Below are 14,011 nucleotides of genomic sequence, written 5' to 3'. Positions count from 1 at the left end.
GCCGACCGATCGCAGCCCGCAAGGCTCTGTGGCCGGATGCGATCGGGGGGCATACGATGGTTAACGTCACTGACATATATCCGGAGGGATCGAACAATGGGCGCATTGAAACCCTGGCACATCATCATTCTCGTCATTGTGATCTTGCTGCTGTTCGGCTCCAAGAAGCTTCCGGACATGGCCAGGGGTCTGGGCCGCTCGATGCGCATCCTCAAGTCCGAGACCGAAGCGATGAAGGCAGACTCGTCGAACCCCGAGGCCGACACGGACAACCGCGCAGAGCCCAAGCACTCCCGTGAGCCGCTCGAAGCACCGCAGTCGGTCGACGAGACCGTGATCGACGGTGAGTCGGTCGAAGCCGACCGCAAGAAGACCCGCTAGGCCGGACGCCGCTTAAACGAATATGGCTGTCAAACCCCGGCGCGAAGGCAGACGCAAGTCCAAGTTCCAGCGTGCCGCCGACGGCTCCATGACTCTCATGGAGCACCTGCAGGACCTGCGGACCCGGCTGGTCATCGCCATCCTCGTGATCCTGGTGGGGACCGCGGTGGCGATGGTCTTCTCCAAGAGCGTCATCGAGTTCCTCGCCCAGCCCTACTGCAGCGCCTCCGGCGCGCCGATCGAAGACGGCGAACAGGCCCTGTGCAACTTCACCTTGAACTCGCCGGTCTCCCACATCGGCCTGTACCTCAAGGTCTCGCTGTACATGGCACTGGTCGCGACCTCGCCGATCTGGCTGTACCAGCTGTGGGCCTTCATCGCGCCCGGCCTGCACCGCAACGAGCGCAAGTACGCCTACATGTTCATCGGCATCGCCGCGCCGCTGTTCCTGGCCGGCGCCGTCCTGGCCTACTTCGTGGTCAGCCACGGCCTCGAATTCATCATGCTCCTCCAACAGGACACAGGGCTGCAGATCGCCCTGAACCTGGAGAACTACATCAACTTCTACCTCGCGGTGATGCTGGTGTTCGGGCTCGGATTCGAATTCCCGCTGATCATGCTGATGCTCAACGTCATGGGCATCGTCACTGCCAGGAAGATGCTCAGCTGGTGGCGGATCGTGGTGTTCGTGAGCTTCCTGTTCACCGCCATCTTCACGCCCACCCCCGACCCGTTCGGGATGACGGCGCTGGCGATCTGCATGCTCATCCTCTACATGGGCGCCGTCGGCATCGCCACGATCAACGACAAACGGCGCGGGATCCACGACGAGCCCGAATGGTCGGACGACGAGGCCGGTGACATCGGCGAGGCCGACGGCGTCGGCGCGGCCGACCCGGTCGGCTCCTCCGAGGTCGACGAGGACGACGAGGACCCGGTGCGACGCAACCGCCTCGGACGACGCGTCGACGGATACGACGACATCACCTGACCCGCTCAGGGCAGGACACGACAGGAATGAAGCGAGAGTGAACGGGCCGGAGTCTCAGACTCCGGCCCGCACCAGTCTCAGGACCGCTTCCAAGCCGACGACGCGCCCGGCGTCGGCGTGCGGCAGCAGGTAGGTGCGTGCTCCGATCCGGCTCGCCCCAGCGTCGGCGATCGAGTCGCCGACCATGAGCACCCGCGACGGCTCGACGTCGAGTGCGTGGCAGGCGGCGTAGAAGATCTTCTCGTCGGGCTTGCAGTAACCGATCTCGTAGGACAGGACCCATACGTCGATGAACCGGTCGAGGCCAAGGTGGCGCAGCACCGGGCGGGCGTCGAAACCGATGTTGCTGACCAGCGCGATGGGGTAGCCCTGCGCCTTGAGCGACACCAGCGTCGCGAGCGTGTCGGCGTAGGCCACCCAGCCCTCGGGGGAGGCGAGCCGGTCGTACAGCGCATCGGCGAGGCCGTCGAAGACGCCGTGGGCCTGCGCGGCCAGCGCGGTGAACGCCTCCCGGTGGGCGTCCTCGTCGAGGTCCCGGTCGGCCCAGGCGTCGGCGAAGTGCGGACGCACGCGCGCCTCCAGCCCCGAGCCCAGCCAGCCCTGCGCGCCGATGGCGTCCGCCAGCGCGGTGACCGAGAGCGGCGACATGCTCCGCCCGCACGCCTCGGCCGCGAGTGACACCGATCGTGTCAAGGGTTCGAGCTGCGCCAACGTGCCGTGGAAATCGAACAGGACCGCGTCGATATTGCCGCGGCCCCCCTCATCGTCACCTGGTGAGGAATCCTGATGCACAACCGGACGATACCTGGCCGTGTAGGCGTCGTCACAACCGGGTGAGCATGTATGCCGCGCCTGTGTCGTTGTCACAGCAAGCCATTAGGCTTGAGCGCATGGTGTCTTCCACCGGCGACATGCATTATGCAGACGACCGATCCCCCGCCCAGCGACAGGCCGCCGCCAAAGCACGGCGGACCTGGCCGGAACTGGCGGCCTTCGCCGGGGACTACTCCTTCGAACTCGACGACTTCCAGATCCAAGCCTGCCGGATCCTGGAGGACGGCCACGGCGTCCTCGTATGCGCGCCCACCGGCGCCGGCAAGACCGTGGTGGGGGAGTTCGCCGTCCACCTCGCACTCGCCGAGGGCGCCAAGTGCTTCTACACCACCCCGATCAAGGCGCTGTCGAACCAGAAGTTCAACGATCTCACCGCCGTCCACGGCGCCGAGAACGTCGGGCTGCTCACCGGCGACACGGTCATCAACGGCGAGGCCCCGATCGTGGTCATGACCACCGAGGTCCTGCGCAACATGATCTACGCCGGCTCTCCCACCCTCTCCGGGCTGCGCTACGTGGTCATGGACGAGGTCCACTACCTCGCCGACCGCTTCCGGGGCGCGGTGTGGGAGGAGATCATCATCGAACTGCCCCAAGAGGTCCGCGTGGTGAGCCTGTCGGCGACGGTCTCCAACGCCGAGGAGTTCGGCGACTGGCTCAAGAGCGTGCGCGGTTCCACGGAGGTCGTCGTCTCCGAGACCCGCCCGGTGCCGCTGTGGCAGCACATGATGGTCGGCGGATCCCTACTCGACCTGTTCGAGCCCGATGGCGACTACGTCTCCAAAGAACTGCTCAAGAAGGACGCCCGCGCCCGCGAGCGCTCCGAACGCCACGGCGGCGGGCGACGCCGCGGCAGGCCGCACGTCGAGCGCGGCCGCGTCGTCGAGCGCCTCGACGGGGCCGGGCTGCTCCCGGCGATCTACTTCATCTTCTCCCGCGCCGGCTGCGACGCCGCCGTCGACGAGTGCGTCCGCGCCGGGCTGCAACTGACCGGGGGCGCCGAGCGCGACGAGATCATCGACTACGCCACCGCCGCCACCGCGCACATCGAGGCCCGCGACCTGGAAGCCGTCGGCTTCGAACGGTGGCTCGACGGGCTCGCCGCCGGCATCGCCGCTCACCACGCCGGGCTGCTGCCCGTGTTCAAGGGGGTCGTCGAGAAGCTGTTCGAGCGCGGCCTGCTCAAGGCCGTGTTCGCCACCGAGACGCTCGCGCTGGGCATCAACATGCCCGCCCGATCGGTGGTGCTGGAGCGGCTGATCAAGTACGACGGCTCCGACCACGTCATGCTCACCCCCGGCCAGTACACGCAGCTGACCGGCCGGGCCGGGCGGCGCGGCATCGACGTCGAGGGCCACGCCGTCACCATCTGGGCCCAGGACATACGCCCCAAGGAGGTAGCCGGGCTCGCCTCCAAACGCACCTACCCCCTGAACTCGTCGTTCGCGCCGTCCTACAACATGGCCGTCAACCTCATCGGCGCCGCCGGTGTCGACCGCGCCCAGGAGGTCCTGGCCTCCTCGTTCGCGCAGTTCCAGTCCGACACCGAGGCCGTCCACATCGCCGAGCAGGCCCGCGCCGTCGGCCGCAAGGCCGCCGAGTCGGCCGAGGCCGCCGCCTGCGACTTCGGCGACTTCCTGGAGTACTACGAGCTCACCCAGCGGCTCGCGCACGCCGAGCGAGGCGCCCAGAAGCGCCGCAAGGGCGCCCGCAAGGACGCCGCCCGCTCGACACTGGGAGAACTGCGCGGCGGCGACGTCGTGTGGATCGCCCGCGGCAAGCACGCAGGATGGGCGGTGTTCCTGCGCCCCACCAGCCACCGCAAGGCCGGGCACGACCCGAGGTGGGCCGTCGTCACCGCCGACGGCTGGACCGGCAGCCTCGACACCTCCGCGTTCGACGGCGGCGTCGAGGTCGCCACCCGCATCCGCATCCCCAAGCACTTCAACCGCAAGGACCCGCGCGAACGCGCGGACCTGGCCGCGTCCCTGCGCGAGGCCACCCGCGACGCCCGCAAACCCACCAGGCGCGGCGGAGCCGCTGACACGCCCGAGATCGCGAAACTGCGCGACGAGGTCCGCGCCCACCCGTGCCGCTCGTGCCCCGACACCCACCAGCACACCGTTCACGCCTCCCGCTGGATACGCCTGCACCGGGAGGAGGAGAACCTGCGGCGCCGCGCCGGCCGGAGGGAGCACTCCCTGGCCCGCCAGTTCACTGCCGTCCGCGAAGTCCTCACCGAATTCGGCTACCTCGAAGGAGAGGCCGTCACCGACTCGGGGCGGTTGCTGCGCAATATCTTCTGCGAGACCGACCTGCTGGTCGCCCAGTGCCTGCGCGACGGCGTCTGGGAGGGGATGGACGCGCCCTCACTGGCCGCGGTCGCCTCCACGGTCATCTACGAGTCCCGCTTCGAGGAGGACGAGTTCTTCGTCGCGGTGCCCGGCCCCATCAACGATGCCGTCGCCGCCACCGGCAGGCGATGGGAGGCGATCCGCCGGGCCGAGAACCAGCGGGGCCTGTCGCTGACGTCGAAGCCGCAGCTGGGCTTGGCATGGCCGATGTACCGGTGGGCCAGGGGCGAGGAGCTGTCGAAGGCGCTGGCCGCCTCGGACGGCCCCTGGCCGATGCCCGGCGGCGACTTCGTGCGCTGGGCCCGCCGCACCGCCGACCTGCTCCACCAGATGGGCACGGCCGCGCGGGTGATCGGCACCCGGTCGTCCAACGCGCTGGCCGACGAGGCGTTCGACGCGGTCGACGCCATCAGGCGCGGCGTCGTCGCCGACGTCTGATCCACGAAGACACCTCACCTATTCGGCGGTGACGGCCTCACGGAAACGGCGCAGTGCCGATCCGACGCCCCACTGCTCGGTCAGCGCCTCCACCGTCTCCGAGTCGGCGGGCCCGGTCGGCAGGCTGGAGTCGATCAGCGGCAGTTCCACGTCGTCGACCACCGTCGAGACCTTCAGTGCCCGGTCGAGGTAGTCGGCGGCGTCCGCGATCGCCTGCCGCTGCCGCGCCGGCATCTCCGAGCCCTCCTCCATCGCGGCCGCGCGGATGCCGTTGACGCCGCCGTAGGTGTTCACCAGGCTGACCGCCGTCTTCGCTCCGATGCCCTTGACGCCCGGCAGTCCGTCGGAGGGGTCGCCGCGCAGCACCGCGAAGTCGACGTAGTGGTCGGGTGCGACGCCGAACTTCGTCGCCACGGCCTCCGCATCGAACACTTCAGCCTTGGATATCCCGCGGGCGAGGTATACGACGTTCCGGTCCCGTCCGTCGTCAACCAGCTGGAACAGGTCCCGGTCGCCGGTGACCACGCAGACCGGCTCCGCCGTGCGCGCGGCCAGCGTCGCGATCACATCGTCCGCCTCGAAATCCGGGTGCGTCGCCGTCGCCACCCCCAGCGCCGGCAGCAGCGCCTCGATCGCCGCCACTTGGGCGTCCAATCCCTCCGGGGTCGCCTCCGAGCCGTCTTCAAGGGCCCTGGCGGCCTTGTACTCGCCGATGAGGTTCGTGCGCCACTCCGGCCGCCAATTGCCCTCCAGGCAGCACACCATTTCGGTGGGGGAGAAGCGCCTGGACAGCGTGGCCAGGCCGTCGAAGAAGCCCCGCACCGCGCCCGACCGCGCCCCGCCGGGCGCCTTGATCGAGGAGGGGAGGCCGTAATACGCCCGGTACCAAAGGGACGCGGCGTCGATGAGCATGAGCATGCACACCACTGTCTCACGCAGGGGCGATGATCTGCCGCTCGCAAGCGGTCCCGGCGACGATCGCGAGGCACAATGCCGTCTCGGAATGCGAAACCTGCCCCAAACCCGGCCGGGTGCCACAACGATGGAGGTTGCACGACCTGGAAGATCCGCAACCGACCGCGAAGCCTTAAGGAGCATCCCGGTGAACACCAACGCCCGCCGCACCGTCGCCGCACTCGCCATGATCGGGACCGGGCTCGCCGCTACGGCATGCTCGTCCGACTCCGGCGACGACGAGACCCTCTCCGTCTGCACCAACGTCCCGTTCGTCCCGTTCGAATCTCTCGAGGACGGCGAATACGTCGGCTTCGACATGGACCTGATGCATCTGCTGGCCGATCGCCTCGACCAGACCGTCGAAGTCGTCGAGATCGACTTCGACGCCATCCAGTCCGGCAGCGCGCTCAATGCAGGCACCTGCGACATCGCCGCCGCCGGCATCTCCATCACCGAAGAGCGCCAGGAGGCCATGGGCATGTCACAGGCCTACTACCGCGCCGACCAGGCCCTGGTCACCGCTGCCGGCTCCGGCATCGCCTCTCTCGACGACCTCGACGGCACCAGAGTCGCCGTCCAAGCGGCCAGCACCGGAGAGGCCTACGCCGACTCGGTGTCCGACCAGTACGGTTTCGAGATCGTCTCCTTCGAGAGCATGGGCGACATCGTCTCGGCGCTCGGCTCCGGCAGCGCCGACGCCTCCGTCGCCGACCTCCCCACCTGGACCCAGATGGTCGAACTGTCCGGCGACCTGACGCTCGCCGAGACCATCCCGACCGACGAGCACTACGCCTTCGCCGTCGAGACGGGCGACACCGAACTGCTCGACGAGGTCGACGCCATGCTCGACGAGGCCTTCGAGGACGGCACCTACGCCGAGCTCTACGAGAAGTGGTTCCACGAGCCCTACACCGAGGGCAGCATCGACCAGTGACCGCCCAAGCCAAGACCGGGCTGACGGTGCGCCAGCGCCGCCGCATCGCCCGCGCCATCCAGTACCTGGTCGCGATAGCCGTCCTCGCCCTGGTCGCGGCGTTCGCGGACTGGGGACGCATCGCCGAGTCGTTCCTCCGCACCGACATCGCCGCCGCCATGTTCCCGGATGTGTGGGTCGCCTTCGGCAACACCGTCGCCTACACCCTCCTCGCATTCGTCTTCGGCATGGTCGTCGGCGTCCCCGTCGCGCTCATGCGCACCTCGACGTTCGCGCCATACCGGTGGTTCGCGACCGGCTACGTCGAGATCTTCCGCGGCCTGCCGGCACTGCTGGTGCTGTTCCTGGTCGGTTTCGGCGTCCCCCAGGCGTTCCCGGGCATCCAGTACCCCGGCGGCGTCTACGGGCAGGTCGCCCTCGGCCTCGGCCTGACCTCCTCGGCGTACATCGCCGAGTCGGTCCGCGCCGGCATCCAGGCCGTCCCGCGCGGCCAGGTCGAGGCCGCCAGGTCCTTGGGAATGAGCCATACCCGCACCATGATCACCGTGGTGCTGCCGCAGGCGATCCGCATCGTCATCCCGCCGCTGACGAACGAACTGGTGCTGCTCACCAAGGACTCGTCATTGGTGTTCGTCCTCGGCGTCACCAGCGGCACGATGGAGTTGACCAGGTTCGCCCGCTCCGAATTGACATCCACCGCCAACGCCACCCCGCTGCTCGTCGGCGGCCTGCTCTACCTGCTGCTGACCGTGCCGCTCTCGACACTGGCCCGCCGCCTCGAAGACAAGGAGGGCCGCAAGTGAGCGAGCCGATCGTCACCATCCGCGGACTCCACAAGCGCTTCGGCGACAACGAAGTGCTCCGCGGCATCGACCTCGACGTCGCCGAAGGCGAAGTCGTCTGCGTCATCGGGCCCTCCGGATCGGGCAAGTCGACGCTCCTGCGCTGCGTCAACCTCTTGGAGACGCCCACCGCCGGCACCGTCGGGGCCGCCGGCCACGACATGACCCACCTCGACGTCGACCTCGACGCCGCCAGGCGCGAGATCGGCATGGTCTTCCAGCACTTCAACCTCTTCAGCCACCTGACGATCCTCGACAACGTCGCGATCGCCCAGCGCCGCGTCCTCGGCCGCTCCAAGAACGCCGCCTACGCCGAGGCCCGCCGGCGCCTGGCCGAGGTCGGCGTCGAAGGCAAGGAGCAGGCCCGGCCCTTGCAGCTGTCCGGCGGCCAGCAGCAGCGCGTCGCGATCGCCCGCGCTCTGGCCATGGGCCCCAAGCTCATGCTGTTCGACGAGCCGACCTCGGCGCTCGACCCCGAACTGGTCGGCGAGGTCCTGTCGGTCATGAAGGGCCTGGCCTCGGAGGGCATGACGATGCTCGTGGTCACCCACGAGATGGGCTTCGCCCGCGAGGTCGCCGACCGCGTGGTCTTCCTCGACGACGGCGCCATCGTCGAACAGGGCCCGCCCGCTCAGGTCCTCACCGATCCCAAGACCGAACGTGCCCAGAGCTTCCTCCACCGCGTGCTCCACCCCGCAGGCTGAGACACTGGAGGCATGAGCCTCCTCAAGACACTGTGGCGCGGTGGCCGAGTTCTGAGCCCCACCAGCCCGGACGCGACCGCCATGCTCGTCGAGGGCGACAGGATCGCCTGGATCGGGCCCGACGACGAGGCCCCCGCCGCCGACGAGACCGTCGAACTCGACCGGGCGCTGGTGACCCCGGCGTTCGTCGACTCCCACGTCCACCTCACCGGCGCCGGCGCCTCCCTCATCGGCCTCCACCTGGCGGGCCTGCCCTCGGCGCGGGCGACGCTCGACAAGGTCGCGGGCTTCGCGGCCGCGCTGCCCGACGACGCGATCGTCCTCGCCCACGGCTGGGACGAGACCACCTGGGACGACCCGACCCTCCCGACACCCGAGGAAGTCGAGAACGCCGCCGGAGGCCGACTGGCCTACCTCTCCCGCACCTGCGGGCACACCGGCATCGCCGGTCCCCGCGTCCTCGACGCCCACCCCGATCTGTACACCCTCGACCACTCGGTCGGCACCGGCGTGCTCAAACGCATGGCGCACAAGGCCGCCCGGGGCTACCTGAACGCACAGATCCCCGTCTCGCAGCGCCTCGCGACCGCCCAGGCCGCGCTCGAGCGGGCCGCGAGCCTCGGCATCGCCGCGCTCGCCGAGCACACCATCCCCACCCGGAGCGACCCGCACACCGAAGCCGAGTTCACCGGCCTCATCGCACTCGGGGCCGAACGGACCAACCCGGCCGTCCACGGCTGGTGGGGCGAGCTGTGCGCCGCCGCCAAGGCCCGCGACATCGGCGCCCACGGCTGCGGCGGCGACCTGTCCATCGACGGGTCCCTCGGCGCCCGCACCGCGTACCTGCGCACGCCCTACCGCGACGACGACACCACCGGTGTCCAGTACTTCACCTCGTCCCAGGTCAGGGACCACCTCGCCGACTGCCACCGCCACGGCCTGCCCGCGGCCTTCCACGCCATCGGCGACGGCGCCATATCGACCGTCCTCGACGGCCTCGACCTCGCCGAACAGGCCATCGGCATCGAGGCGATCCGGCAAGCCCGCCACCGCATCGAGCACGCCGAACTGCTCGACGCCGCCCTCACCGCCCGCATGGTCCACTACGGGATCCACGCCTCCGTCCAGCCCGCCTTCGACGCAGCCTGGGGCGGCGCCGACGGTATGTACGCCGCCCGCCTCGGCACTCAGGCGGCCCTGAACGCGAACCCGTTCTCGCGCATGGCCGGCGTCGGCGTCCCCCTCGCATTCGGCTCCGATGCGCCGGTCACCCCCCTCGATCCCTGGGGCGGCGTCAGAGCCGCAGTGCGCCACCACAATCCGACCCTGCGGCTCTCCCTCGGCGCCGCGTTCACCGCCGCAACCAAAGGCGGCTGGAGGGCCCTCGGCGTCGACGACTCCGGTTCGCTGAGCCCCGGCATGCGCGCCGACTTCACCGTGTGGGACCTCACTGACGGGGCCCTCCCCGACTTGAGTGATCCGCTCACACCCGACCCGAAGTGCGCTGTCACCGTCGCAGAAGGGCACGTCATCCACCGCCGGAGCTGACCAGCGATGACGCTGCGCCGCTCCCGGACACGAGAAAAATTGCTGGGTCAATATCGCGACCCGGTTGACGCTGGCGGCACAGTTTGGCTTACGGTGGTCTGGTCCTCGGCGAACGACCGGAAACGGAAAGATCGCCGAACGTCGGGGGCGACTCGACTTGCTTTGCTCCCACGCAGACTGGACAAGGTGGCGGCGCGGCCGCACCGCTACCGGCGGCCAGGTCCAGATCGCGGGGGTCGGCGGAGGAAGGCGAGCCGGTCGCCGGTGGTGGACCCGCGGCAGACGTAGGTGATCCCTAGACAACAACTCGCAGTCGATCAGCCAGATGGTTGCGAGTTGGTCCGAAGATCACCAGCCGACGCCGCAGGGGACACCGGCCGTACAGGGACTGGGAGAAACCCGTGCGAGGGGCGTAGCAGACACAGCTACGCCCCTTTGCCGTACCCGCAGGTAGGCTTTGATCAACCCCCTGGAAAGCGAACAAGGAGCGGCACTTGAGCACCGTCATCGACCGTGACGCACAGGAGCGGCCGGCACCGCCCACGAGCGGGAGGCCTCGCCTCGCGTTGACCGTCGACTCGGCTTACGGGCGCAGGCTCGGCCTCCCCGCCGCGCTGATGCTCGCCCTCGCCTCGGGCGGTGCGGCCGTGCTCGCGTTCCCGCCCTACGGATGGTGGCCGCTCGCGATCGTGTCGGTCGCCGGCCTCGGCGCCGCCGTCCACCGCCGCCGCCCGCGCGCGGGCCTGGGCATCGGCTTCGTCTACGGCATGGCGTTCTTCCTGCCGCTCCTGGCCTGGTCCTCGACGCAGGTCGGCCAGTGGCCCTGGGTCTTCTTGTGCGCGCTCGAAGCGCTGGGCACCGGCATCCTCGGCGCCGGCCTGGCCGCCTGCTCACGCCTGATCGACCGCCACCGCTGGGCCTGGGCGCCGCTGACCGGGCTCGCCTGGGTCGCGCAGGAGAGTTTGCGCTCCCACCAGCCGTTCGACGGCTTCCCCTGGGGCCGGCTCGCCTTCAGCCAGGCCGAGGCGCCCACCGCGGCCGCCGCCTGGCTCGGTGGCCCGACGCTCGTGTCCTTCCTCGTCGCCCTGGCCGCAGGACTCATCCTCACCGCCGTGTGGAGAAGCCCCGACTGGCGCAAGACCGCGGCGTTCGCCGCCGCGGCCGCCGTAGCCGTCTTCGGGCCCCTCGCCCTCCCGATCGGCGCCACCGCGCCCGACGGCGACAGCGTCGACATCGCCGTCGTCCAAGGCAACGTCCCGCGTCTCGGCTTGGACTTCAACGAGCAGCGCCGCGCCGTCCTCGACAACCACGTGAACGCCACCCTCGATCTTGCCGAAGCCGTCAACGCAGGCCGTGCCGACCGCCCCGACCTCGTCGTCTGGCCCGAGAACGCCTCCGACATCGACCCGATCAACAACGCTGACGCCTACGAGCTCATCAGCGACGCCGCAGCCGCGATCGGCGCCCCGATCGTCCTCGGCGGCCTGGTCACCGATGACAGCGGCGACCGCTACAACATGAGCATCGTCTGGGACCCGGTGGACGGCCCGGTCTTCATGTACGCCAAGCAGCACCCCGTGCCCTTCGCCGAATACGTCCCCTACAAGGGCTTCTTCCGGACCGTCGCCGGCTGGATCGACCCGCGCATGGCCGCGGGCATCGACTCGGTCGCCGGCTTCGCTCCCGGCACCGAGCCGGGCGTCATCCCCGCCGCCGGCTTCACCATCTCCGGATCGATCTGCTTCGAGGTCGCCTTCGACCACGAGACCCGCGAGTCCATCCGCGAAGGCGCCCAGATCATGGCCGTCCAGACCAACAACGCCACCTTCGACACCAACGAGGCCCAGCAGCAGCTCGCGATGGTCCAGCTGCGCTCCATCGAACACGGCAGGGACGGCCTGATGGCCTCCACCGTCGGCGTCTCGGCCTTCACCGACCACACCGGGACCCTGGAACAGGCAACCGAGTTCAACACCGCCGCCGTGATCCAAAAAGAACTGACCCTCTCTGAGCGGACCACACCGGCCACCGAAGCCGGTATCCTGCCCGAAGCAATCCTCACCGGCGCCGCAGTAGCCGTCCTGGCCGCCGCGGCCGCGCTCAACCTCCGGCACCGCCGAGCCGACCGCAGGTCGCCAGACTAGGAAGCACCGACATGAGCACCACACCGGACCGGCCAGACCAACCCGACCGTCGCGAACCCCGCGCAGACGTGAACTGGCCCGGACCGGCGCTCGTCGTCATCCCCACCTACAACGAACGCGACAACCTCGAACACGTCGTGGCAGCCACCCGCCGCTCCTGCCCCGCGGCCGACGTCCTCGTCGTCGACGACTCCTCACCCGACGGCACCGGCGACATCGCCGACGCCCTCGCCGCCGACGACGACCAGGTCCACGTCCTCCACCGCACCGAGAAGCGCGGCCTCGGCGCCGCCTACATCGCCGCGTTCGCCTGGGCGGGCCGGCACGGCTACGGCGCCGTCGTCGAGATGGACGCCGACGGCTCCCACGACCCCACCGACCTGCCCCGCCTCCTCGACGCCCTCGGCGGCGCCGAACTGGCCATCGGCTCGCGCTACATCCGGGGCGGCAAGGTCCGCAACTGGCCCCTCCACCGCCTCGCACTCTCCCGGGGCGCCGGCATGTACACCCGGCTCATGCTCGGGCTCGATGTCCGAGACGTCACCGCCGGTTACCGCGCCTACCGCCTCGACGCCCTCCACAAACTCCAACTCGACACCGTCACCTCCGTCGGCTACTGCTTCCAGATCGATCTGACCTGGCGCGCGGTCATGGCCGGCTTCGCGATCACCGAAGTCCCCATCACCTTCACCGAACGGCGTGCCGGGGCCTCCAAGATGAACCGGTCGATCACCGTCGAGGCGCTGCGCAACGTGACCCGCTGGGGCATCGCCCACCGCCTGCGGCAACTGCGGGGCGCTCTCGGCCGTGGCAGGATTGAACGGTGACGCAACGCCGAGAGCCGAACGCGCCCGCACGGGCGCCCTATCCCATCCGGGCCGCGCTGGCGGCCTGGATCGTCGCCGAGGCCGCGGCGTTCTTCGGACTGATCTACCTCATAGGGATCGGTTACACGCTGCTGGTCTTCATCGCCACCACCTTCCTCGGGGTGGCGCTCCTCCCGTACGCGGGGGCGAAGTCCTTCCGGGCCGCACGCGACTACCTCAACTCCGGTGGTGACCCCTCGCGCGCGACGCCGAACGGCTACGCGGTGGGCGGAGCGGTGTGCCTCATCGTCCCCGGGTTCGTCACCGACTTGATAGGCCTGCTGCTGCTGTTCCCGCCGACGCGGCTGCTGTTCCGCGGCCTGGGCCGCCACATCGCCGCCCGGACGCCCCCGATGCGCTTCGGTGGCGGCGAGGTCGTCGATGGGGAGGTCCTCGACGAGCGCGACGCAGACCGAGGACCGGACTACGGGCACGAAAAAGGGCCCCGGTCCATCGAATGACCGGAGCCCGCGAGCCTGTCGCCCTAGCTCTCGCCGCGGCGGGCGCGCATCTCCTGGAGGCGCTCGTCGAGGATGTCCTCGAGCTCCTCCATGGAGCGACGCTCCAGCAGCATGTCCCAGTGGGTGCGCGGCGGCTTCGTCTTCTTCGTCTCGGGCTCCTCCCCGTCGACGAGTTTGGCCGTCGACCCGTCGAGCCGGCACTCCCACGTCAGCGGGATCTCAGCCTCGACGGCGAAGGGCACCTCGAAACGGTGGCCCTGCGGGCACACGTAATCGCGAGTCTGGCGCGGGGCCAGCTCCGTGTTGCGGTCTGATTCGTAGCTGACGGCGCCGAGACGTGAGCCCCTCAGCATTCTGTCGCCCATGTTCCCCTGCACTTTCTTGAGCACTTGCCCTGAAATACGCTGCTGACCTCGAAAAATCACGGCTCGCAAGCTTCGCCGCAGAGGTCTGCCGCTCCGGTCGAGCTGTTCTGGTCACGCGGAGCACCGGAGTTCGCACTGTTCAACGCCGAGACCTGGCCGGATGCTTCCCGACATCGACCCCCAAGTGTGGCG

General features: G+C 69.5%; 13 protein-coding genes. 10 read left to right on the top strand and 3 right to left on the bottom strand.

The genetic code is table 11. The features are described 5' to 3' along the window. Nucleotides 1-96: 96 nt before the first annotated feature. Both tatA and tatC read left to right on the top strand, forming a co-directional pair. Nucleotides 97-381 carry a Sec-independent protein translocase subunit TatA gene (tatA, locus tag L0U85_RS11845; protein WP_241377967.1) on the top strand — a complete coding sequence of 95 codons (285 nt, stop codon included), beginning with the start codon at nt 97-99 and terminating at the stop codon, nt 379-381. A 22-nt stretch (nt 382-403) separates the two neighbouring features. Further along, nucleotides 404-1,372 (top strand): twin-arginine translocase subunit TatC, encoded by a 969-nt coding sequence (tatC, locus tag L0U85_RS11840; protein ID WP_241377966.1) that lies wholly within the window; start codon nt 404-406, stop codon nt 1,370-1,372. Nucleotides 1,373-1,426: 54 nt separating this feature from the next. Here tatC and L0U85_RS11835 read toward each other — a convergent pair whose 3' ends face one another. After that, a complete protein-coding gene (locus L0U85_RS11835) occupies nt 1,427-2,164 on the bottom strand; it encodes an HAD family hydrolase (protein ID WP_241377965.1) in 738 nt (245 codons plus the stop codon). Between the two features lie 98 nt (nt 2,165-2,262). On the opposite strand from L0U85_RS11835, the gene L0U85_RS11830 reads away from it, so the two are divergent. Continuing rightward, the gene (locus tag L0U85_RS11830) at nt 2,263-4,998 is read left to right on the top strand and encodes a DEAD/DEAH box helicase (protein ID WP_241377964.1); all 2,736 of its coding nucleotides are present in this window, start codon (nt 2,263-2,265) and stop codon (nt 4,996-4,998) included. An 18-nt stretch (nt 4,999-5,016) separates the two neighbouring features. Here the strand turns inward: L0U85_RS11830 and L0U85_RS11825 are convergent, their stop codons facing one another. Next, the gene (locus L0U85_RS11825) at nt 5,017-5,916 is read right to left on the bottom strand and encodes a 5'-3' exonuclease (RefSeq protein ID WP_241377963.1); all 900 of its coding nucleotides are present in this window, start codon (nt 5,914-5,916) and stop codon (nt 5,017-5,019) included. 184 nt (nt 5,917-6,100) lie between these two features. Here L0U85_RS11825 and L0U85_RS11820 point away from each other — a divergent pair, with 184 nt between their 5' ends. From L0U85_RS11820 to L0U85_RS11790, 7 genes are all read left to right on the top strand, one after another. Then, nucleotides 6,101-6,889 carry a transporter substrate-binding domain-containing protein gene (locus tag L0U85_RS11820; RefSeq protein WP_241377962.1) on the top strand — a complete coding sequence of 263 codons (789 nt, stop codon included), beginning with the start codon at nt 6,101-6,103 and terminating at the stop codon, nt 6,887-6,889. Continuing rightward, on the top strand, nt 6,886-7,692 hold the full coding sequence (locus tag L0U85_RS11815) for an amino acid ABC transporter permease (protein WP_241377961.1): 807 nt from the start codon (nt 6,886-6,888) through the stop codon (nt 7,690-7,692). Before L0U85_RS11820 ends, L0U85_RS11815 begins: the two co-directional genes overlap by 4 nt. Further along, the gene (locus L0U85_RS11810) at nt 7,689-8,435 is read left to right on the top strand and encodes an amino acid ABC transporter ATP-binding protein (protein ID WP_347177427.1); all 747 of its coding nucleotides are present in this window, start codon (nt 7,689-7,691) and stop codon (nt 8,433-8,435) included. The genes L0U85_RS11815 and L0U85_RS11810 overlap by 4 nt, the downstream gene beginning before the upstream one ends. 12 nt (nt 8,436-8,447) lie before the next feature. After that, nucleotides 8,448-9,983, top strand: coding sequence for an amidohydrolase family protein (locus tag L0U85_RS11805; RefSeq protein ID WP_241377960.1), 1,536 nt, complete (start codon nt 8,448-8,450; stop codon nt 9,981-9,983). Nucleotides 9,984-10,477: 494 nt separating this feature from the next. After that, on the top strand, nt 10,478-12,127 hold the full coding sequence (gene lnt / locus L0U85_RS11800) for an apolipoprotein N-acyltransferase (protein ID WP_241377959.1): 1,650 nt from the start codon (nt 10,478-10,480) through the stop codon (nt 12,125-12,127). A gap of 11 nt (nt 12,128-12,138) precedes the next feature. After that, on the top strand, nt 12,139-12,954 hold the full coding sequence (locus tag L0U85_RS11795) for a polyprenol monophosphomannose synthase (RefSeq protein ID WP_241377958.1): 816 nt from the start codon (nt 12,139-12,141) through the stop codon (nt 12,952-12,954). Next, nucleotides 12,951-13,454: an FxsA family protein gene (locus L0U85_RS11790; protein WP_241377957.1), complete on the top strand. Its 504-nt coding sequence runs from the start codon at nt 12,951-12,953 to the stop codon at nt 13,452-13,454. The genes L0U85_RS11795 and L0U85_RS11790 overlap by 4 nt, the downstream gene beginning before the upstream one ends. A gap of 23 nt (nt 13,455-13,477) precedes the next feature. On the opposite strand, the gene L0U85_RS11785 is transcribed toward L0U85_RS11790, so the two are convergent. Beyond that, on the bottom strand, nt 13,478-13,819 hold the full coding sequence (locus L0U85_RS11785) for an RNA polymerase-binding protein RbpA (RefSeq protein WP_026931681.1): 342 nt from the start codon (nt 13,817-13,819) through the stop codon (nt 13,478-13,480). Between the last annotated feature and the right edge of the window lie 192 nt (nt 13,820-14,011).

It is taken from the genome of Glycomyces sp. L485 (assembly GCF_022548875.1).
Classification (GTDB): Bacteria; Actinomycetota; Actinomycetes; order Mycobacteriales; family Micromonosporaceae; genus Glycomyces.
This window is presented reverse-complemented; position numbering and strand designations above follow the sequence as displayed.